The organism is Campylobacter concisus (assembly GCF_002092845.1).
Taxonomy (GTDB): domain Bacteria; phylum Campylobacterota; class Campylobacteria; order Campylobacterales; family Campylobacteraceae; genus Campylobacter_A; species Campylobacter_A concisus_AQ.
This window is the reverse complement of sequence record NZ_LVXF01000013.1, coordinates 1-20,219: the sequence shown is the minus strand read 5'-3', so window position 1 is coordinate 20,219 and position 20,219 is coordinate 1. Positions and strand designations below refer to the sequence as shown.

General features: G+C 38.7%; 22 protein-coding genes. 14 read left to right on the top strand and 8 right to left on the bottom strand.

Annotation, left to right across the window (positions count from 1 at the left end):
* The 7 genes from thiC to A3854_RS04660 form a co-directional block, all read left to right on the top strand.
* A partial coding sequence (thiC, locus tag A3854_RS04690; RefSeq protein WP_084041540.1) for a phosphomethylpyrimidine synthase ThiC occupies nucleotides 1-1,037 on the top strand: 1,037 nt, incomplete at its 5' end.
* Entirely contained in the window at nucleotides 1,031-2,131 is a 1,101-nt protein-coding gene (locus tag A3854_RS04685) for an Mrp/NBP35 family ATP-binding protein (protein WP_084041539.1), read from the top strand. The genes thiC and A3854_RS04685, both read left to right, overlap by 7 nt.
* Before the next feature lie 147 nt (nucleotides 2,132-2,278).
* Nucleotides 2,279-2,545 (top strand): ACT domain-containing protein, encoded by a 267-nt coding sequence (locus tag A3854_RS04680; protein ID WP_084041538.1) that lies wholly within the window; start codon nucleotides 2,279-2,281, stop codon nucleotides 2,543-2,545.
* Between the two features lie 9 nt (nucleotides 2,546-2,554).
* On the top strand, nucleotides 2,555-3,892 hold the full coding sequence (locus A3854_RS04675; protein ID WP_084041537.1) for a PFL family protein: 1,338 nt from the start codon (nucleotides 2,555-2,557) through the stop codon (nucleotides 3,890-3,892).
* A 25-nt stretch (nucleotides 3,893-3,917) separates the two neighbouring features.
* Nucleotides 3,918-4,325, top strand: a complete 408-nt coding sequence (locus A3854_RS04670) for a hypothetical protein (protein WP_084041536.1) — start codon at nucleotides 3,918-3,920, stop codon at nucleotides 4,323-4,325.
* A gap of 78 nt (nucleotides 4,326-4,403) precedes the next feature.
* Complete coding sequence (locus A3854_RS04665) at nucleotides 4,404-5,093, top strand: cytochrome-c oxidase (protein WP_084041535.1); 690 nt, start codon at nucleotides 4,404-4,406, stop codon at nucleotides 5,091-5,093.
* A 171-nt stretch (nucleotides 5,094-5,264) separates the two neighbouring features.
* Nucleotides 5,265-5,717, top strand: a complete 453-nt coding sequence (locus A3854_RS04660; RefSeq protein ID WP_084041534.1) for a hypothetical protein — start codon at nucleotides 5,265-5,267, stop codon at nucleotides 5,715-5,717.
* Between the two features lie 84 nt (nucleotides 5,718-5,801).
* On the opposite strand, the gene A3854_RS04655 is transcribed toward A3854_RS04660, so the two are convergent.
* Nucleotides 5,802-6,404, bottom strand: coding sequence for a YagU family protein (locus A3854_RS04655; RefSeq protein ID WP_084041533.1), 603 nt, complete (start codon nucleotides 6,402-6,404; stop codon nucleotides 5,802-5,804).
* 163 nt (nucleotides 6,405-6,567) lie between these two features.
* On the opposite strand from A3854_RS04655, the gene A3854_RS04650 reads away from it, so the two are divergent.
* Together A3854_RS04650 and A3854_RS04645 are read left to right on the top strand one after the other, a co-directional pair.
* Complete coding sequence (locus A3854_RS04650; protein WP_084041532.1) at nucleotides 6,568-7,767, top strand: 2,3,4,5-tetrahydropyridine-2,6-carboxylate N-succinyltransferase; 1,200 nt, start codon at nucleotides 6,568-6,570, stop codon at nucleotides 7,765-7,767.
* Nucleotides 7,768-7,778: 11 nt separating this feature from the next.
* Nucleotides 7,779-8,273 carry a hypothetical protein gene (locus tag A3854_RS04645; protein ID WP_084041531.1) on the top strand — a complete coding sequence of 165 codons (495 nt, stop codon included), beginning with the start codon at nucleotides 7,779-7,781 and terminating at the stop codon, nucleotides 8,271-8,273.
* Between the two features lie 30 nt (nucleotides 8,274-8,303).
* On the opposite strand, the gene A3854_RS04640 is transcribed toward A3854_RS04645, so the two are convergent.
* From A3854_RS04640 to A3854_RS04615, 7 genes are all read right to left on the bottom strand, one after another.
* The gene (locus tag A3854_RS04640; RefSeq protein WP_084041530.1) at nucleotides 8,304-8,513 is read right to left on the bottom strand and encodes a hypothetical protein; all 210 of its coding nucleotides are present in this window, start codon (nucleotides 8,511-8,513) and stop codon (nucleotides 8,304-8,306) included.
* Between the two features lie 130 nt (nucleotides 8,514-8,643).
* On the bottom strand, nucleotides 8,644-8,841 hold the full coding sequence (locus A3854_RS09465) for a hypothetical protein (RefSeq protein ID WP_141081831.1): 198 nt from the start codon (nucleotides 8,839-8,841) through the stop codon (nucleotides 8,644-8,646).
* A gap of 81 nt (nucleotides 8,842-8,922) precedes the next feature.
* Nucleotides 8,923-9,144 (bottom strand): DUF4172 domain-containing protein, encoded by a 222-nt coding sequence (locus tag A3854_RS10000; protein ID WP_374057398.1) that lies wholly within the window; start codon nucleotides 9,142-9,144, stop codon nucleotides 8,923-8,925.
* 142 nt (nucleotides 9,145-9,286) lie between these two features.
* Nucleotides 9,287-9,709, bottom strand: coding sequence for a gamma-glutamyl phosphate reductase (locus A3854_RS04630; RefSeq protein ID WP_084041528.1), 423 nt, complete (start codon nucleotides 9,707-9,709; stop codon nucleotides 9,287-9,289).
* A 1-nt stretch (nucleotide 9,710) separates the two neighbouring features.
* Nucleotides 9,711-10,499: a peptidoglycan-binding protein gene (locus tag A3854_RS04625; RefSeq protein ID WP_084041527.1), complete on the bottom strand. Its 789-nt coding sequence runs from the start codon at nucleotides 10,497-10,499 to the stop codon at nucleotides 9,711-9,713.
* Between the two features lie 147 nt (nucleotides 10,500-10,646).
* Complete coding sequence (gene glmS, locus A3854_RS04620; RefSeq protein WP_084041526.1) at nucleotides 10,647-12,458, bottom strand: glutamine--fructose-6-phosphate transaminase (isomerizing); 1,812 nt, start codon at nucleotides 12,456-12,458, stop codon at nucleotides 10,647-10,649.
* Between the two features lie 3 nt (nucleotides 12,459-12,461).
* Nucleotides 12,462-14,957 (bottom strand): HD domain-containing protein, encoded by a 2,496-nt coding sequence (locus tag A3854_RS04615; RefSeq protein ID WP_084041525.1) that lies wholly within the window; start codon nucleotides 14,955-14,957, stop codon nucleotides 12,462-12,464.
* Nucleotides 14,958-15,067: 110 nt separating this feature from the next.
* On the opposite strand from A3854_RS04615, the gene mqnE reads away from it, so the two are divergent.
* The 5 genes from mqnE to A3854_RS04590 are packed head-to-tail and all read left to right on the top strand — an operon-like array spanning nucleotide 15,068 to nucleotide 19,819.
* Nucleotides 15,068-16,132, top strand: a complete 1,065-nt coding sequence (mqnE, locus tag A3854_RS04610) for an aminofutalosine synthase MqnE (protein WP_141081830.1) — start codon at nucleotides 15,068-15,070, stop codon at nucleotides 16,130-16,132.
* Between the two features lie 12 nt (nucleotides 16,133-16,144).
* The gene (locus A3854_RS04605) at nucleotides 16,145-17,437 is read left to right on the top strand and encodes an NCS2 family permease (protein WP_084041523.1); all 1,293 of its coding nucleotides are present in this window, start codon (nucleotides 16,145-16,147) and stop codon (nucleotides 17,435-17,437) included.
* Between the two features lie 12 nt (nucleotides 17,438-17,449).
* Nucleotides 17,450-17,890, top strand: coding sequence for a phosphoribosyltransferase (locus tag A3854_RS04600; RefSeq protein WP_054196841.1), 441 nt, complete (start codon nucleotides 17,450-17,452; stop codon nucleotides 17,888-17,890).
* Nucleotides 17,891-17,899: 9 nt separating this feature from the next.
* Entirely contained in the window at nucleotides 17,900-19,117 is a 1,218-nt protein-coding gene (locus A3854_RS04595) for a hypothetical protein (protein WP_084041522.1), read from the top strand.
* Entirely contained in the window at nucleotides 19,118-19,819 is a 702-nt protein-coding gene (locus tag A3854_RS04590) for a pilus assembly FimT family protein (RefSeq protein ID WP_084041521.1), read from the top strand.
* The last annotated feature ends 400 nt before the right edge of the window (nucleotides 19,820-20,219 follow it).

Here is a 20,219-nt window from a genome sequence, read left to right as displayed (position 1 = left end):
TTTGCCTGGAATTTGGCGCCGATACGGTTATGGATCTAAGCACCGATGGCGATCTAGATGCTATTAGAAGTGCGATTATCGAGCATTCAAGCGTACCAATTGGCACAGTGCCTATGTATGAAATTTTAAAAGAGGCAAAAGAGGTTACAAATATCACAAATGAGCTCATTTTAGAGATACTTGAAAAGCAAGCGAAGCAAGGGGTTAGTTACTTTACGATACACGCTGGCTTTTTGCGTGAGTTTTTGCCACTTGTTAAAAAGCGTAAAATGGGCATAGTAAGCCGTGGTGGCAGTTTAAGCGCAAGCTACATGTCAAAGCTAAATAAGCAAAATCCATTTTATGAAATTTTTGATAAAATTTTAGAAATTTGTGCAAGATATGATGTCTCGCTCTCGCTTGGTGACGGCCTTCGCCCAGGCTGCCTTTATGACGCAACAGACGAGGCACAGCTTAGCGAACTAAAGGTGCTTGGAGAGCTTACGCTTCGTGCGTGGCAAAAAGATGTGCAAGTGATGATAGAAGGCCCTGGTCATGTGCCATTAAATCAAATTGAGTATAATATGAAAATCGAACAAGAACTCTGCCATGATGCCCCATTTTACGTGCTTGGACCGCTTGTCTCAGACATAGGGGCAGGATATGATCATATCACGTCAGCGATTGGTGGCACGATGGCGGCATATCACGGCGCTAGCATGCTTTGCTACGTGACACAAAAAGAGCACCTTGGCTTGCCAAATGAAAATGACGTAAGAGAGGGCATCGTAGCTCACAAGATAGCAGCTCATGCCGCAGATATCGCACTTGGCAAAGCGGGAGCTATAGAAAAGGATCACGAGATGAGTGATGCTAGATATGCATTTGACTGGAACAAGCAGTTTGAGCTTAGCTTTGATCCAAAAAAGGCTAGAGAACTTCACGATGAGAGCTTGCCAGAAGATGCGTTTAAGAGTGCTCATTTTTGTTCGATGTGCGGACCAAAATTTTGTGCATATAAAATTTCAAAAGATCTAGAAAAAGGAGAAAAATGTTAAATAAAGAAGAGGTCTTAAATAGACTAAAAGGTGTTATATATCCTGGTTTTGAAAAAGATATAGTTAGCTTTGGCTTTGTAAAGAATGTAGAAATCGGCGATAAAATTTTAATCGAAGTCGAGATAGTTAGCTCAAGCCCAGAAGTGGCAAACGAGCTAAAAACGGACATCAAACGTGTCATGGGCTCAAATGAGTACGTGCTAAATTTGATCCAGCCAAAGATACCTGAGGAGAAAAGTAACACTCAAAGTGGTAAAAATATCGCACCACAAGTTAAAAATTTCGTAATGGTAAGCTCTGGAAAAGGCGGCGTTGGTAAATCAACCACAACGCTAAATTTAGCCATCTCAATGGCAAAACTAGGCAAAAAAGTGGGAATTTTGGACGCTGACATCTACGGACCAAACATCCCAAGAATGCTTGGCGAAGTAAATACCCAGCCACAAGTTGTCGGAAATAAGCTAAAGCCGATACTTAGCCACGGAGTTGAGATGATGAGTATGGGTGTTTTGATGGAGGAGGGCATGAGCCTTATCTGGCGTGGCTCGATGATCATGAAAGCGATCGAGCAGCTGCTAAGGGACGTGCTTTGGAGCGAGCTTGATGTCTTGTTTCTCGATATGCCTCCAGGAACGGGCGACGCGCAGCTAACTCTAGCTCAAAGCGTGCCAGTAACAGCAGGTGTTTGCGTCACAACGCCTCAAGTGGTAGCACTTGATGATAGCAAGCGTGCGCTTGATATGTTTGAAAAACTTCACATCCCAATAGCTGGCGTCATCGAAAACATGAGTGGCTTCATCTGCCCAGATAACGGCAAAGAGTATGACATCTTTGGCAAAGGCACGACTGAAGAGGTAGCAAAGGCTTACAACACTCAAATTTTAGCTGAAATTCCTATCGAGCCAGCTGTTAGAGTGGGCGGCGATAATGGTAAGCCAGTTAGCTTTTACGAGCCAAACTCAGTCACTGCAAAACGCTATGAGAGCGCAGCTGCAAGGCTTTGGGAGATAATAGAAAATATAAATAACGGCGGCGGGGCTGATAACTCAGCGATCCAGCCAGTAAATGACGGCAAGAGTGCTTGCTCGAAGTAAATTTACAAAAGATAAAATTTAGAGCAAATTTTAAAATTTGCCAGTTTAAATTTGGCTACCAAAATTTAGCTTTGCTTGTTGCAGGGTTTAAATTTTGTAGCCAAAATGCACTTTATATAGAAAATTTAAAATTTAACAGGAGAAAAGATGAAAGCGATCGTAACCGTAGTCGGAAAAGATAGAGTTGGCATCGTTGCTGGCGTCTCAGCAAAGCTTAGCGAGCTAGGGCTAAACATAGATGATATAAGCCAGACTATTTTGAGCGACTTTTTCACGATGATGGCGGTGGTTTCAAGCGATGAAAATAAGGACTTTACAATCTTAAGAGCAGAGCTAGATAAGCTTGGAGAGAGCCTAAAAGTAAAGATAAATATCCAAAGCTCAGCCATCTTTGATGCTATGCACAAAATTTAAGGACAAAAGATGGATATCAAAAATGTAACCGAAACTATCTCGATGATCGAGGAGCAAAATTTTGACATCAGAACGATCACGATGGGCATTAGTTTGCTTGATTGCATCGACCCTGACATCAATAAAGCCTGCGATAAAATTTACGCAAAAATCACCACTAAAGCCAAAGACCTAGTTAGAGTGGGCAACGAAATTTCTGCCGAGCTAGGCATACCAATCGTCAATAAAAGAGTGAGCGTGACACCTATCTCGATAATCGGCGCCGCAACGGACGCGAGTGACTACGTGATGATCGCAAAGACGCTTGATAGGGCGGCTATTGAAGTTGGTATTGATTTTATAGGTGGTTTTTCAGCTTTAGTTCAAAAGGGATATCAAAAGGGCGATGAAATTTTGATAAATTCTATCCCACAAGCACTTTCCCAGACTTCAAAAGTATGCGCAAGTGTCAATGTCGGCTCAACGAAAACTGGCATAAATATGAGCGCAGTGCGTGATATGGGGCGCATTATAAAAGAGACGGCGGCAGCATCTGAGATGGGGTGCGCGAAGCTTGTTGTCTTTGCAAATGCAGTCGAGGATAATCCTTTCATGGCTGGTGCATTTCACGGCGTGGGCGAGGCTGATGTGGTGATAAATGTCGGCGTTTCTGGCCCAGGTGTGGTAAAAAGAGCCCTTGAAAAGGTACGTGGCGAGAGCTTTGACGTGGTAGCTGAGACTGTGAAAAAGACGGCATTTAAGATCACGCGTATCGGCCAGTTAGTTGGTCAAATGGCGAGCGAACGCCTTGGGGTTAAATTTGGTATCGTCGATCTCTCTCTTGCTCCAACGCCTGCTGTGGGCGACTCGGTAGCCCGCGTGCTTGAGGAGATGGGGCTTGAGGCTGTTGGTACGCACGGAACGACTGCGGCACTCGCTCTCTTAAATGACGCAGTAAAAAAAGGTGGCGTCATGGCGTGCAATCAAGTTGGCGGCTTAAGCGGTGCATTTATACCAGTTTCTGAAGATGAGGGTATGATAGCGGCGGTGCGCGCTGGCTCACTAAATTTAGAAAAACTTGAAGCGATGACTGCGATATGCTCGGTTGGTCTTGATATGATCGCTATACCTGCTGACACACCAAGCGAGAGCATAGCTGCGATGATCGCTGATGAGGCGGCTATCGGCGTTATAAATCAAAAAACAACGGCCGTTCGTATCATACCTCTTGGACGTGAGGGCGATATGATCGAGTTTGGCGGCCTTTTAGGAAGAGCACCTGTGATGAAGATAAATAAAGCCTCAAGTGCCGATTTCATCGCTCGTGGTGGACAAATTCCAGCACCTATTCATAGTTTTAAAAACTAAAAGTTTCTAAAAGGATAGTTATAAAATGAAAGCAGTTGGACTATTTTTTATGATTTTGCTTTTATCTGGTTGCTCGGCACTATATCCATTTTATAGCAAAGAGATGAAATTTGAAGCAGCAGGTCTTGGTAAAGATGGTATCTATAGATCAAATTTTAATAATGATGAAGACATTCTTATTAAGATGACATCAGCAAAGACAAAAGAGGGCGAAAAATACCGAATAATATATACTTTGCACATACCAAGTAATTCTACGCAGATGGATTTTAACATTAGTGATAAGTTTGTAGCAAAGTATGATTGCTCAAAAATGTATTGCGAGCCAAATGATGATCTAGACAATATAGTCGTAGAGTGGGTTGAGCCTGAAAGAGGAGTATTTTTAGGTGGTATAAATTTAAAAAATTTACGACTAATAAAGGCGTATTAAATTCATAAGGATATGTAAAAATACGAGTTTTTTAATAAATTTGATAGTAAAAAAAGAAAAATTTACCAAGGAACTAAAATGAAAATTTTATCAATGCTTACGGCGCTACTTTTTGGAGCGGTATGTGGCTTTGCAAATGATGGCAAAGTAAGAAGTATCGACATCTACGTCACGCCATACTACTCAGCAAATGCTGGCAAGGTGGAGTACGTAAAGGTCTATGACAAGATAGATGAGCTTTTAAAAAGTGGCAAAGAAGAGGACTTTAAAAAGGCTGAAAAGATCGTGCAAGACGCCCCACAAATGGTCTCTCCGATAACTCTTTTTGTTCTTTCAGCTCGCGCATACGATCTTGGACTTCGCGATGATGCGGTATTTTGGTTTTATGCGGCAAAAAATCGCGCGATCTTGCTAAGAGGCGTTATAGACATGGAGGGCGAGAAATTTACTGACGTGGTGGCCGCGATAGGGGCGTTTATGAAGCTTGTTGGCGACGTGGTCAATCCTTATGCATTTTGCGATATCAAAAAGCAACAAGATATCGCTGATAAAGCGCTTGAATGGACCAAGAAAAATGCCTATGAAGCGATGTTTTCGCCAGAATTTAGCTCGCCTTACGAAGATAGAAAAGCAGCCCTTGCAAAAGGTATAGAAAAGCTAGAAGCCCGCAATAAAAAAGAGAAAGATTACTTTTTAGATAAAGATAATCTTGCTAACTTTAAAGCTATGCGCAAGCAAAATGGCACTGATGAGAAATTTTGCTTCTAAATAGCGAGGAAAACTGAAAATTTGCTTGTAAATTTAGCTTTTGTTTTATGCTAAAAGGGCAAATTTACAAGCTATCTCTATTTTAGATGATAAATTTTAACTCACTACAAATCTGCTTAAATTTCGCTCTTTTTCGTAAGAGTAGCAAAACCACAAAAATGAGAATAAAAAATGACTTTGAAATTTGGCGAACTTGAAAAAGTTGCAACAGATGATGGCTTTATCTGGTATGCCCAGACGGAGCTAAAAAGCGAAATTTTTGGACAGGTACTCTTTTGTTTTATCTCGTCAAATGGGGCAGACGTGGATGATGAGACTACTTTGCTAGCAGAGCGCATCGCCAGCGATATCGATTGGTACGTAAAAGAGGCGCTTGCCTTTTTAAAAGATGAGCTTAGGCGAGGGTGCTTTTTGAGCAAGGACGAGCTTAAATTGCTTGACGTGCCAGTTTGCGATCTGCCGTTTAGCTCGCCTCAATGCACCTTTTATGCGCATGATAAGCAGTGGCTGATGAGGTTTGCCGATGGTGCGCTTGATATTTGCGAGCCTTTTGGTATAGGGGTGATTTTTGAAGGTGAAAAGCCACTTCGTTTAGAAAATTTAGAGCTTAGCCAGGAGTGCTAATCGCGGATAAATTTTGCTTTTAAATGGTGAGATAAATTTGGTTGCTGTTTTAGGTTTTTGGCCCAAAACAGCAAAAATTTGCATTTATGCGTTGCAGCAGCAATAATCACTTGGATCTTTTTCTTTTGTGATCCTAGCTCTTAGGTCGTGACGGATGATCTCTATCGACCAGAACCATATCATGTGGCCGACAAATTCAGATACATGTTCGTACCAAGGAAGTGTCCAAAGTGGTGGAGTAAGCCCCAAAATAGGTAGTGCGATCACGTGAACAGCGATATTTACGATAATGCCAACTAGTAAGCCTTGCCATATTGTAATCTTTGGAAATTTCTCAGCCAAAACACAATAAGCAACCGCAAAAACGATCGAAAATAATATATGCGTCATCATTACGTAGTTAAATGCATGCCCTGCAAACTCGTAAATAGCGGCATTTGGATCGGCTACGCCCAAATAATCCCTTAAAAATACATAAGGCGGATTTAAGAAATTTCTAGAGCAATCGATCGCATCGGCTGCTCTAATGGCACTCTCTGGTCCGCAAGCAGCGTTAAACATATCCATCGGACTTCTTGGAGGAAGTGGAAATTCTGCTCCCCATTTGACAAAAGCTGAGACAATGCCAGCGACAAGGCCGATTAACGCAGCCAGAGCAAATCTAGGTTTTGTTACTAAATTTGACATTTAAACCCCTTCTTTAAATTTGCAAAATCTTATTGCAATTTACTTTATGATAAGATTAATCATTATTAAAAATATAAAAATATTTAAAAATTTTAATGGACTTAAAATCATAAAATTTTTAGCCATTTTTGGCTAGACTAAGAAAAAATTTAAAGGAGAATAGATGTCTAAAGAGTTTAAAGATGCAAATGAATTTAAGGAATTTTTTGAAGAATTTAGAAAAAAAGATGGCTATAAAGATCCGCTTGCTTTTGGTATCGCAAGAGTCGATCGTGGACAAAAAAATACAGATAAAATTTTGCAAGCAACATTTGCTGTTGTAAATTACAAAGAGAGCTTTTTAAGCGCAGCCGCTTATATCTATGCTTTGCAAAAATGTGATGTTAAGGTTGATTTTAACGGCTCTGAATTTGTAGCCGATCTTACACCAAAAGTAGTGAAAAAAGCCAGCAAGCTCTTTAGCGTCTTTGAAAAAGAGATAAGCTCTCATAAAAATGTACAAAATTTGCATGCCATAAAAATAGCATTTGATGACGATCTTGAACTAAATGAGAATAAATTTAAACTTGTGTTTTTGTTTGATGATGCAAAGCCACTTAGTGTGGAGGCTGTCTATCTCAAGCTTTACTTGATCTCACTTGGCAAGGTCGCACCTAGGACGATCGTGCTTGATGGAGCCTTTGGAGTACTACCAAATGTCGCATGGACTAGCCAAAATATCCCAATCGAGCTTGAGTGGCTAAGAGAAAATGAAATTTCTCTAAAGATGTTTGGCGAGTATCCAGCGATCGTGAGCGTGGATAAATTTCCAAGATTTCTAAGTCACATCATCCCAGCTGATAACACGAGAATTTTAGACGCTGCCAAAGTCCGCATGGGCGCTGCTGTGCATCCTGGCACGGTCGTCATGCCAGGCGCTGCTTATATCAACTTTAACGCAGGCACGACTGGTGGTGTGATGGTTGAGGGCAGGGTTAGCAGCTCTGTCGTCGTGGGCGAGGGCAGTGACGTTGGCGGCGGAGCTAGCATACTTGGCGTGCTAAGCGGCACGAACGGCAACCCTGTAAGCATCGGCAAACACTGCTTACTTGGCGCAAACTCAGTTACTGGCGTGCCACTTGGCGATAACTGCATCGTGGATGCTGGCATAGCGGTGCTCGAGGGCACAAAGGTCTATATCTCGGCCAGCGAGCGCGAAAAGCTAGCTAAGATAAATCCTAGCTTTAAATTTGAAGCTGAAATTTACAAAGCGCTTGAGCTTGGCGGTCTAAATGGACTTCATTTTAGACAAAATAGCCAAACAGGTCAGATCACCGCAAGTGCGAGCAAAAGGGCGATCAAGCTAAATGAGGCACTTCATTAAAAGGAGCTAACATGAAAGTTGGCATTTTGATGTTTGACAAGATAAATTTGTTAAGCTTTGCCAAAATTTATGATTTTTTGCATAAATTTGAAGGTTTTAACATCAAAACCTACGCCCTAAAGCCTGAGATAGTCGATGAATTTGGCGTCAGGCTTCATCCTGAAATTTACGCTGAGAGCCTTTACGGTGTGGATATCTTGGTTGTGCCAGATGGCGTTGGAGCGCTTGGGCTAAGATATGATGAGATATTTTTAAGCTGGATAAAAAGCTCAGCGAGCGCGAAATTTAAGATCGGCTTTGACCTTGGCATGCTCATCCTTGGCGGGGCTGGATTTTTAGAGGATAGAGAAGCTTGCATAAGGGGCGGATACAAAAACGCGCTGAGTGGCTACTGCGAGGTAAATGACGCTAAGATGTGCGAGAGCAGGGGTGTGATAAGCGTTAGCGAATTTGATGACGAGATCAAAGAGCAGCTCGCAAAAATCCTAAGTAAAGATAAAATTTAAGGGCTTTGGCTCTTAAATTTGATAGAAATTTTATCTTTTTAATAAGCTTATGGCTTGTTTTATGGCGCTATTTACCGCTTCTAAATGCCACTTTATCCACGCTGTGAAGTCAAAGTTTAAATTATTTTCAAGCTTTGTCGTCTGCTCTAAAATTTCATAATAATCTTTTTTATTTGCATAAATAACGCTGGAGATAGAAAATGGTTCAATGCTCTCACCAGCCAAGCAGTAGTGCGCCAAAGCCCTTGTTATGCGTCCATTACCGTCATCATAAGGATGGATAAAAAACTAAAGATGTGCAATAAAACTTTTTAGATATGCGTTTTCAAGGCTTTTGTTGATAAAATTTTAAAAGTTCTCATCTCATCTTCTATACCTCTACTGGCAAGGCTTCATAGTGGATTTGCACATTTTCTGGAGAGCCTGAGACGACGCTCATCTCATCATCTCTAAACTTGGCTCGTTTTATCTTGTAAGTTTTGCTTTGGATATATTCAAACAAGGTATTGTGCCAGCCATGTAGCCGCTCGAGGTTCATATAGTCTTTGTTTAAATTTACTTCAAACATTAGCGAGACTAGATTAAAACTGTGTCTAGTCGCATGAGTATCAGCTAGCCAGTCAAAATTTTCATCTAGCCTCTTTTTTATCTACGAGCGAATGCTTGATCTTTTAAGCCTTTCGCCCCCTATGAGAGATGAACTTATTATTTCATCTTCAAGTGCACTAATTTGCACCTTTAAAAGATCGTCTCTGCTGATATTGCTTGTTTGCTCTTTTAAATTTTTATGGTCTTGCTCTAGCTTATTTGTAAGGGTGTCTATTACTCTTTTGTCGAAAGAAAAATTTGGGTAGTTGGGATGTTGTCGTATCCACAGATTTTGTAATTTTTAATCAATGCACTGAACTTATTTATAGCAGTAAAATTTGGTATATGTATTGTTTTTGATTTGCTATTTGTAGAAGTCGTTTTTTTGTTAGAAAAGAGCCAGTTAAAGTTAAGGCTAGATAAGATTATCTACCTAGCCTATAGTCTCTTCTAGCATCCTTATAACCACGTCTATATCCACGCTCAAAACCATCATCATAGTCGTCATCGTTATAGTAGCCTCCGCGGTAACCACGCTGAAATCTATCATATCTTTCGTACTCATTTCGATAGTATGGGCGGTAGTTAGGCGGATATGGCGCATAGTTTGGATCAACAGGATAGTAGCCATTTGCACGGCAACTATCCTCGTCAAATTTTTCTATTCCGTTGCGAAATTTGTAGCTTTCTATTTTTTTGTCAAAGCTATCAATGCTTCTTATATCGCCATAAATTTTAGCCATTTCTCTTTGATTTATAAGACCACAAAGCCTAGCTTCAACTTTTTTTTCATAACTCATAGCAAACAAAAAAGTCAATGAACAAAATAAAATGGCTAAAAATTTCATATTAATCTCCTACTTTTAGACTTCCGCCTTTGCCAAGACCGCCTTTTACATTTTGTGCTTTGTAGTCTTTTAGAGCAATAACTAATTGATTCATTGAATCAAGGAAAGCATTTACAAGTGTTTTTCCCTCAGGTGTTCTTGAATATACGCCAAGTCCCGCGCCAAGAGAAGCGCCAGCACCGCCGCCCATGCCAAAGAAGTCAGTGCTAGAAGCCGAGCCAATAGCTGCTGCTAATTGAACACCTGAACGATTTTCTATAAGAACCAATGTGGTTTGTGTCTCTTTTGTTGAAAAACCACCAGCTATAGCACCTGCTACACTACCAAAAAGTGCTTCAACAAGAGCACCTGCACCGCCCGTATCTTCGTTACTAAAGAAAATTTCAGGGCGAATAGTATAATCAGCTGCTACCATTTTACCTTTACCAAAGCCGGAACCACCACGTAGTTCGCCTGATCTATCAAGTGCACGCTCTTGCATCATATTATCCATCATAGCGCCACGTTCAACTATAACAAAACAACCAGTTTGTTGCGCAAGAAGACGCAAAACCGGAATAGTTGATGTGAGCTTGTAGTTGTGTGTTAAATATGAATACCAATCAGAATTTTGGTCTTCATAAAACGCAAGTGTTCCAAGAGTGCTACTGCATTTTTCTATTTTTGTGTTAGCATTATTGTTATTGCTTCCAGCAGCACTACCAGTTACACCGTTGCTATTGCCAGTTGCACAACCGCTTAAAAGTAAAACTCCAAGGCCTATGCTTAGTAAAGATGAACTTAACTTCATTTTTATCCTTAATATTTAAGTTGGTTTTTTAACATTATATATAAGCAAATATTATAAAAATATTAATATAAGATTTATGTTTAGTAGCATAATGTAAAACTACTTTTATAAAAATTTAAGTAGCCAGCAAGATGCCAGCCACACGAGTTATTCGACAGTCACGCTTTTTGCAAGATTTCTTGGCATATCGACGTTGTTGCCAAGTCTAACAGAAATTTCAAGTGCAAGTAGCTGAAGTACAAGCATCATCTCAAAAAATTCGCTCATATAGTGATCTTGCGCGCTTGTTTTTACGTAGTCATCGCTTAGCTCAAACTCAAGTGGGCTTATCGCTAGGATGTAGGCATCTCTTGCAGCAAGCTCTTCGACGTTGCTTTTTGCTTTTTCATAAAGTAAATTTTGAGGCATTAAAGCGATTGTAAATAGCTTCTCATCTGCAAGTGCGATAGGGCCGTGCTTCATCTCGCCTGATGGATAGCCCTCGGCGTGAAGATATGAGATTTCTTTAAGCTTTAACGCACCTTCAAGTGCTAGTGGATAGAAGATATCTCTACCGATAAAGAAGAAGCCATGTCCGTGTAAATAATGCTTGCTTAGGCGGTGAAGCTTCTCTTGAAGAGAGTTATTGATATTTAAAATTTGTGGGATGTGAAGAAGCGTTTTGATCTCGTGATCAAGCTCTTTTTTGCTAATAGATCCCTTTGCTGCCGCCATTTGAAGCACAAGCATCCAAAGCACGATGATCTGCGTTGCGAAAGCTTTTGTGCTCGCCACACCTTTTTCGATGCCAGCGCGAGTTAGAAGAGTATTGTCAGCTAGTCTAACGATAGATGAGTTATCGACGTTGCAAATCGCAAGTGTCTTTAGCCCAGCCTCTTTAGCTATCCTAAGTGCTTCAAGAGTGTCGGCTGTCTCGCCACTTTGTGAGATTACGATGAATAGCGAGTTTTTGTTTAGATAAGGCTTCCTATATCTAAATTCACTTGCTACTTCGACCTTTGTTCTAACTTTAGCAAGTCTTTCAAAAAGATAGCTTGCGGTTAGCGCTGCATGGTAGCTCGTGCCGCACGCACAAAGCACTACATCATCGATACCTTTTAGGTATTCATCGTCTAAATTTTCAAGGGTGACTTTGTGGTTTTTGACTCTGCCCATGATGGTTTCAGATACGACTGCACCTTGCTCGTAAATTTCTTTCTCCATAAAAAATGTATAACCCTCTTTTTGGGCATAGCTCTTATCTTTTGGCAAAGCGTTAAATGTTATGCTAGCCTTTTTGCCGTGTTTAAAAACAGCGATCTCATCTAAGCTCACGTAGCCGTAGTTGTTATCATCTAAGTAGGCAACTTCAGTTGCGTTGCCGATAAGTGGGGCATCTGATGAGGCAAAATATAGCTCTTTTTTGTCGCTTTTGCCTATCGCCATAGGAGCGGCATCTTTTGCGAAAAATATCTTATCAGGTGCAGTTTTGGTGATAAGTAGCGTCGCATAAGCGCCTCTTAGCTTTGCGATAGTCGCCTCGTAAGCTTTAAATGGATCTTTTTTATCTTTTAAAATTTCTTCAAAAAGGTGCACGATCACCTCAGTATCGGTTTGGCTGACAAATTTCACGCCCTTTGCTTCAAGTTCATCTTTAAGCTCTTTGTAGTTTTCGATGATGCCGTTGTGAACGACAAATGAGTGCTCGCCAAGGTGCGGGTGAGCGTTTATCTCAGTTGGTTTGCCGTGCGTCGCCCAGCGTGTGTGACCTATCGCCACGCCAAAGCCCTCTGATGTAAAGTCCTTTGTCTTTTGGGCTAAATTTTCAAGCTTGCCGACAGCCTTAAAAAAATCGATCTTGCCATCACTCATCACAGCCATGCCAGCGCTGTCGTATCCGCGATACTCAAGCTCTTTTAGACCGCTTAAAATGACCTCTTTTTTCTCTTTATCTCCGATGTATCCTACGATTCCACACATGTTTTACTCGCTTATTAATAAATTTAATATCTCTTCACCTTTACTCTCAAGTCGCTCGTTTTTCTCGATCAAAAAGAGATTTCTCGTTCTATTTTTAACCGTCTGAATTCTAGCACTCGTGACTTGAAAATGAAGCCTGTCAAAAACACTCATCACATAAGCCATTAGCCCACGCTGATCTTTTGCGTTGATGCTAAGTTTGGCGTAATCTTTTGAGTGATTTAGCTCGAAGTTTATCTCATCTTTGTTAATGTTTGGTTTCAAAGGCTCTTTTAAAACCTCGCTATTTAAGGATTTTAGAGCTAAATTTTTAGTAGTTTCAAGCTCCTCTTTTTTAACATTTTGGTTAAAATCAAGCCTGATATAAAATTTCTTCTCAAATAGCTCAAAAATTTCCATATATGCCAGGTCGAATTTAGCAAATTCATAGAGCAGGGCACTTAAATTTAGGCTTTTTTTTGTATAGATCTGAATGCTTAAATTTTTAGAGTTATTTATAAAAATTTCTGTCGCATCTAAGCTATCTGCAACCTTGCTTAAATTTATGATCTCACTTGCACTATATTTTATAAAGACAAGATTTGATGTGATTTTAAAAATTTTCTCTTGCAGGCTTGGTTCAAGTACCAAAAACTCGCTATTTCTTTTTATAGACTGCTCTTTTTTTACGCGCCTTGTTGCTTCATCTAGTAAATTTTCATCGCTAAATGCACTAAGAGAAATTTCATAAAGTTCCCTTAAAAGCTTTGCAGTATAGGCGTTATAAAGTCTCTCGTTTGTGGCGTTTATCACGCAGTAGCTAAGGATGTAAAGTAGTTTTAAAACCTGCTTGTCGCCAAGCTTTGATATGAAGGCAAAGATGACGCGCTGCGAGTAGATGTCCTCTCTGTTTGAGACGTTGCTCATTAGCGTGTGGTATTTTATCAAGATGACGCCGATATTTACGGCTTTTTGGCTTAAATTTAGCTTGTTTGCGTATGCTCTAAAGATATTTGCTCCGATATTTGCGTGATCTTTGCCAAGCCCCTTGCCAACGTCGTGCATTAAAGTCACGATCTTTAGCATCGTCTTGCCCTCCAAGCAAAGCTCGGTATAGAGATTTTTTATAAATTTATCTTTTATATTTTCAAGAAATTTTACACTTAAGATGCTATGTTCATCGACCGTAAATTCGTGATAGCCGTCGTACTGAGCTAGCTGGCTGATGTGTTCCATTGGTTTTATTAAAATTTGTATCATTTGCGCATCAAGCAATGACTTTAAAATAGCGTAGGAATTTTTTCTTAAAAATATCTTCTTAAACTCACTTATAGCACGCTCTAAGCCACTTTTTGTGATAATGGCTCGCTTGATGTAAAAGATCGCACTTATATCAAATTTATAATCAACATCTTTTAGTTCTAAAAGCTCGGTTATTAGATTTTCAATGAGAGCTGGCTTTTTATGAAGCGGCACGTAAATAACGCCATTGATCTCGTAAAAGCCATTTTTTAGCCTTGCAAATTTTCTCTGATCAAAATTTAGCTCACTTTTAAAAAATGGCCTGCAAAGAGAAGCGACGATAAACCTCGAATAAATAGCAACATTATTCATTGAGCTTAGCATCTTTTGGCTGATAACGCTTTCGTTATCTTGAAGCTTTTTAGACTTTGTCTGCATGAAATTTGTCGTGATCTCAACGCTTGAAGCGCTAAAAGTATCAGAATTTTGCGTTAAATTTAAGGCAGTTAGCAGGCTTAGTAAAAAGTCCACATTTAGGTTAAAGCTAGCGATCTCTTTTTCATTCATCACTTTTAGGGCTTGTGATCTAACTGAAATGTCGCTATCAAGGCAGTTTAGTATGCAGTTTAGGTGATAAATTTCATCTATCCCGCCAAAGCCACTTTTTAGATTTGGCTCTTGGGCTAAGTAGCTGATACTAGAAAATGGTAAAAATGCCTTTAAATGGTAGTTTAAAAAGGCTTTTTTATCAAATTCTTTTAATTTTACGATCTCGCTTTTTACTAAGCGGTAGAGGCTTTTTGAACCACAGATATATCGGACTTGCGATGTTTCGCTTTTAAATTTAAGATCGTCTTTGTAATTTATAAAAATTTCATCTAACTCAACACTTTTTATATAAAAATTTATTCCAGAGCTACTTAAAATTTCGCTAAATTCTTTTAAGAAATTCTTTATGTTGTAGCCTTTTAAATTTTTATAAACTAGTAAAATTTCAAGCTCACTATTTGCGCTAAGTAAGGTTTGGGCGTATTTTCCAGTAGCTAGAACGCTAAAAGCAAAGCTATCATTTTGTGGCACAAAATCATCAAAAAATTCTCGCATAGTTTCATTTAAATAAGATTTTATAAAATCATCATATTCTTTGGCTAAAAAATTTGCAAAATTTCTACCCTGATTTTTTTGAAAATGTTTTGGTAAATTTGCCTTAAAATCAAGAAATTTCTCTTTAATTTTTAAATAATTATCGCTATTTTTGGTACTTTTATCAGCTAGCATTTAATGTTTCCATTGTTAAAAATATCTTGGCAAATGTTACATAATTTTTGCAAAAACAAAGCTTTATTTGCCTATAATGAAGCCTTAAGTTCAGCTTTAGGACGATAAAGATAATGAATCTATTACAAAAACTAGAAAGTGGCGAGAGATTAAGCAAACAAGAGGCTTTTTCGCTTTATGAGCTTGATCTTTTTACCTTGGCTAAATTTGCCGATAAAAAGCGCAGAAAACTGCACGGCAATAAGGTCTTTTTTAATGTAAATCGCCATATCAATCCAACAAATATCTGTGCTGATATCTGTAAATTTTGCGCATTTTCAGCTCACAGAAAAAATCCAAACCCATATCTAATGAGCCACGAAGAAATTTTAAAGATCGTTGATGAGAGCGTGAGTCACGGCGTAAAGGAGATACACATTGTCTCTGCCCACAACGCAAAAAGTGGCTGGCAGTGGTACTTAGAAATTTTTAAAAAGATAAAGGTAGCCCATCCAGACCTTCACGTAAAGGCGATGACGGCAGCTGAGATCGACTTTTTATCAAGACATTACGGCTTAAGCTATGATGAGGTGATAGAGAAGATGCTCGAATGCGGCGTCGATAGCATGCCAGGCGGCGGGGCTGAAATTTTTGATGAAGAGGTCAGAGCTAAAATTTGCAAAGGCAAAGTAAGTAGCGAAAACTGGCTAAAGATCCATAAAATGTGGCACGATCACGGCAAACAAAGCAACGCAACAATGCTTTTTGGTCACATAGAAAGTCGCGGTAACAGGATCGATCATATGCTAAGGATTAGAGAATTGCAGGATGAAACTGGCGGTTTTAACGCGTTTATCCCGCTTGTCTATCAAAGAGAAAATAACTACTTAAAAGATGTGAAATTTCTAGGATCAGCTGAAATTTTAAAGACTCTGGCGATCTCACGTCTTGTGCTAGATAATGTTCCTCATATCAAAGCTTACTGGGCCACTTCGACGCTAAATTTGGCGATGGTCGCTCAGGAATTTGGTGCTGATGATCTTGATGGCACGATAGAAAAAGAGAGCATCCAAAGTGCAGCTGGCGCAAATAGCGCAAATGGCGTTACACTAAAGACATTTTGTGATCTCATAAAGACATCTGGTTTTACGCCGGTTGAGCGTGATAGCTTATATAACGAACTTAAAATTTACTAAAAGGAGCTTGGGGTGAAATTTTTTGACTTAGCACAAAATAAAACAAGTGTGAAGCAGGAATTTGGAGCGGGACTTACGACGTTTTTAGCGATGATGTATATTGTGCCGGTAAATGCGATCATTATGAGCAAAACTGGCATGCCTTATGAGGCACTCATCACTGCAACAGCGCTAATTACCATCTTTTCTACGATATTAAATGGTCTTTGGGCGAACACACCAGTTGCGATGAGCGTTGGCATGGGACTTAACGCTTATTTTACATTTGGTCTTTGCATCGGTATGAAAGTGCCTTGGCAAACGGCTCTTGGCGTTGTTTTCTTAAGTGGCGTGATATTTGTCGTCTTATCTTTTACAAATTTTAGAATGTGGATAATAAGATCCATCCCACTTGATCTAAGAAGGGCGATAAGTGCTGGCATAGGCACATTTATCAGCTTTGTGGCGTTTCAGCAAATGGGCTTTATCGTAAATAGCGACGCAGTTTTGGTTGGTATAGGAAATTTCAAAGATCCAAACGTACTTCTTGGCGTTTTGGGATTATTTTTAGTTATTTTCTTTTGGGCGTGGAAGATAAAGGGCGCGTTTATCCTAGCTGTGCTTGCTACTTCAGTGATAGCTTGGGTGCTTGGTATCGCTCCTCATCCAACAGAAATTTTCTCAACTCCAGCCTCTATCTCTCCGATATTTTTAGAGCTTGATATAAAAGGCGCGCTTAGTCTAGCCTTGCTTCCTGTTGTAATCACTTTTTTTGTGACTGATCTTTTTGACTCGATAGGCACACTAGCTGGTGTAGGCACGAGGGCTGGAATTTTTGATGAAAACAAAAAAGATGGCGTCGTAAAACTTGAAAAAACTCTTGAAGCTGACGCTATTGCTACGGCAGCTGGCTCACTTGTAGGCGTAAGTACGACCACATCGTTTGTAGAGAGTGCTAGCGGTGTAGAAGAGGGCGGTAGAACTGGTCTAACGGCTGTATTTTGCGGACTTTTATTTATACTTACATTATTTATGTTGCCACTTTTTAAAGCAATCCCTGGCAATGCCATCTATCCGATCCTTGTAATGGTTGGCGTGCTTATGTTTGCCGAGCTTGCTAGTATAAATTTCAAAGATCCGGCCATTGCAGTTGCAACATTTTTTATAGTCGTGCTCATCCCACTTACTTACTCGATCACAAACGGTCTTGCATTTGGCTTTATGTCATACGTCATAGTTAGGCTCATAAAGAGAGAATTTAGCGATATAAATTTAGGCGTAGTCGTGCTAGCGCTCATTAGTTTTATCGTATTTTTAGTGCATTGATAAGGAAGAAAGATGATATTTTATAGCTACGATGAATTTGCTGTTGATACTAAAAAGATGGCAAAACAGATAAAAGACGAGTTTGATCCAGAGGTGATACTAGCTGTGGCAAGAGGCGGTCTAACGCTTGGCCACTCGCTAGCTGTTGCGCTTAATAATAGGAATTTATTTACCCTAAATTCTATCCATTACGAAGATACAAATAAGCTTGATACTATTAATATCTTTAACGTACCAGATCTTAGCAAATACACTAAAATTTTGCTCGTCGATGATATCATCGATAGTGGAGAGAGCATGGTCGAGATAAAAAGAGAGCTACTTAAGCGTTATCCAAATTTAGATATCAAAATAGCGACCGTCTTTTATAAAGAGAAAGCTCTGCTTTTGCCAGAATTTAAGGTAAAAGAAGCTCACGATTGGATCGAGTTTTTTTGGGATATACATATTTAAGGAAAATTTTTGCTAGATAAATTTAGAGAATTTGTTGGACATCACGTCGCTTTTAGCGTATTTTTGATATGTTTGATCGATTGTATATTTTTACTTTATACGGCAAATTCTCTTAGTATAAGTTATAGTGAAGCTGAAATTTTTTTTAACAAACAAAATTTTCTTAGCCATGTTTTAAACTTAAGCGTTCAAATTCTTGGTCAAACAGATATTACTCTAAGATCTGTGATGATCGCGTTTCATGTCATAAGCGTCGTTTTAATGTATAAGGTAAGCAAATTTTACATTAAATTAGAGTTTGACAGACTTATTGCGGTATTGCTTTTTATCTTACTTCCTGGCACGATAGCTTCAGCTCTTATCGTCAATAATGCTGGGCTTTGCGTTATGCTGGCGCTCTTATGTATATACTTTTTTCATGTTAAAAATAAAATTTTATTTGTAACATTTTTTTGTCTTTCTTTTTTTATAGATGGCGATTTCTTGATATTTTACGCAGGATTTTTTATATTTTCACTTTATAAAAGAAGGCCTCCGCTTGCTTGGCTAAGTGCTATTTTGTTTTTGCTAACACTTTACTTTTTTGGTTTTGATACAAATGGTAGGCCAAGTGGGCACTTTATCGATACTTTTGGTATCTTTGCCGCTGTTTTCTCGCCATTTATTTTTATCTTTTTTGTCTATACGATTTATAGAATTTGGGTAAAAGAGAAAAAAGATCTTTTGTGGTTTATCGCCATTTGCTCATTTTGCTTTTGTATGATAGTCTCTGTGCGTCAAAGACTGGAGCTTGAGCAGTTTTTGCCATTTTGCGTGATCGCAACGCCACTTATGGTAAGAGTTTTTTTTAATTCGTATCGCGTAAGATTGCCAAAATTTAGAAAAGGCTATAAAATTTGTACGACTTTAGTGATGCTTTTTCTAGCCATAAACTGGTCGATGATCGTATTTAATCAAATTTTCTATCTATTTTTAGACAACCCAACAAAACATTTTGTATATAAATTTGATGTTGTAAAAGAGCTTGCTGCTAAATTAAAAGAAGCGGAAATTAAGGATTTATACACTGATAATAAAAAGCTTGCATTAAGACTTAAATTTTATGGTATAGATGTAAGAGATGAGTCTAAAAATTTATTAGTAAGCGCCGATCTAGATGGAAAATCAAAATTTTGCATAGAAAAAATGGGAAAAGTAATTGTAAATTTTGACATAAGAGGTAAGTAGATGCATAAAAACAAGGGTTTTACTGTTATAGAGCTTATCTTTGTGATTATTGCCGTAGGCATACTTGCAGCGATGATCATACCAAGGCTAGAAATAAACGGAGCTAGGGAGGCAGCTACACAGATGCTAACGCATATAAGGTACGCCCAGCACCTTGCCATGCAAGATGATAAATTTGTACATTCAGAAAATGAAAAATTTTGGTTTAAAATGAGATGGGGGATAGCTATTAATGACACTAGTTTGCAAGAGTGCTCTGTGGATGAGCCTGGGGTTAAATCTTGGAAGTATAGTATTTTTTATGATAAAAGAGGTAGTGGTAATAAATTTAGTGGTAATTTAAATTCCAAAGAAGAGGTTGCCATCGATACACAAAAATCAAACAAATTCTTAAGTGCGGGCTGGAGAGGCATTCCTCAATCCTATTGCAATAAAATTAATACAGATTTAAATATCGAGAAAAAATATGGCATAAAATCAGTTAAATTTGTCGGTAGTTGCGGAAAAGGCAAAATGCAAACTATTGATTTTGACGAATTAGGTAGGCCCATGAGAGTGGTGAGTGTTACTAACAATAAAGGAGCAAAAAGGCCTTATTCAAGACTACTAAAAGGTGATTGTAAGATAATTTTAACAGATAAAAATAACAATGTAGCCTCTATAAATATAGAAAAAAGAAGTGGATACGCATATATAAACTAAACCCTATAAACCTACTAATAAAAATACACAATTTAAAATTTTTAATCGCCTAACAATTTTTTCTAAAATTCCCTAATTATTTCAACTATCTTTAAGCATCCCTCATATATAATTCCAGCTCACGAAACGAGAAACCACCTTTAACTTCATTGGTTAATAAAGCCTTTTCTTTTTATCGTTGTTCTTTTAACTTACAATTGTTAAACTATTAGTCAATCTTTGAAATCTAAACAAGTGATCGATTGAGCCAGTCTATTATTTTATAATTATAATAGATTAGACAAACTAATAAATAAAACTAAAAGTTTTTTTGATTAAAAACTTCATAATAAAATCCTATCAAATAAATTTTGCTAGGTAATTAATATGGAGAGTTTGATCCTGGCTCAGAGTGAACGCT

What these genes read in the sequence shown, in the direction of transcription:
- A3854_RS04685 (WP_084041539.1), top strand. Translation starts at nt 1,031, where the DNA reads ATGTTAAATAAAGAAGAGGTCTTAAATAGACTAAAAGGTGTTATATAT.
- A3854_RS04680 (WP_084041538.1), top strand. Translation starts at nt 2,279, where the DNA reads ATGAAAGCGATCGTAACCGTAGTCGGAAAAGATAGAGTTGGCATCGTT.
- A3854_RS04675 (WP_084041537.1), top strand. Translation starts at nt 2,555, where the DNA reads ATGGATATCAAAAATGTAACCGAAACTATCTCGATGATCGAGGAGCAA.
- A3854_RS04670 (WP_084041536.1), top strand. Translation starts at nt 3,918, where the DNA reads ATGAAAGCAGTTGGACTATTTTTTATGATTTTGCTTTTATCTGGTTGC.
- A3854_RS04665 (WP_084041535.1), top strand. Translation starts at nt 4,404, where the DNA reads ATGAAAATTTTATCAATGCTTACGGCGCTACTTTTTGGAGCGGTATGT.
- A3854_RS04660 (WP_084041534.1), top strand. Translation starts at nt 5,265, where the DNA reads ATGACTTTGAAATTTGGCGAACTTGAAAAAGTTGCAACAGATGATGGC.
- A3854_RS04655 (WP_084041533.1), bottom strand. Translation starts at nt 6,404, where the DNA reads ATGTCAAATTTAGTAACAAAACCTAGATTTGCTCTGGCTGCGTTAATC.
- A3854_RS04650 (WP_084041532.1), top strand. Translation starts at nt 6,568, where the DNA reads ATGTCTAAAGAGTTTAAAGATGCAAATGAATTTAAGGAATTTTTTGAA.
- A3854_RS04645 (WP_084041531.1), top strand. Translation starts at nt 7,779, where the DNA reads ATGAAAGTTGGCATTTTGATGTTTGACAAGATAAATTTGTTAAGCTTT.
- A3854_RS09465 (WP_141081831.1), bottom strand. Translation starts at nt 8,841, where the DNA reads ATGTTTGAAGTAAATTTAAACAAAGACTATATGAACCTCGAGCGGCTA.
- A3854_RS04630 (WP_084041528.1), bottom strand. Translation starts at nt 9,709, where the DNA reads ATGAAATTTTTAGCCATTTTATTTTGTTCATTGACTTTTTTGTTTGCT.
- A3854_RS04625 (WP_084041527.1), bottom strand. Translation starts at nt 10,499, where the DNA reads ATGAAGTTAAGTTCATCTTTACTAAGCATAGGCCTTGGAGTTTTACTT.
- glmS (WP_084041526.1), bottom strand. Translation starts at nt 12,458, where the DNA reads ATGTGTGGAATCGTAGGATACATCGGAGATAAAGAGAAAAAAGAGGTC.
- A3854_RS04615 (WP_084041525.1), bottom strand. Translation starts at nt 14,957, where the DNA reads ATGCTAGCTGATAAAAGTACCAAAAATAGCGATAATTATTTAAAAATT.
- A3854_RS04600 (WP_054196841.1), top strand. Translation starts at nt 17,450, where the DNA reads ATGATATTTTATAGCTACGATGAATTTGCTGTTGATACTAAAAAGATG.
- A3854_RS04590 (WP_084041521.1), top strand. Translation starts at nt 19,118, where the DNA reads ATGCATAAAAACAAGGGTTTTACTGTTATAGAGCTTATCTTTGTGATT.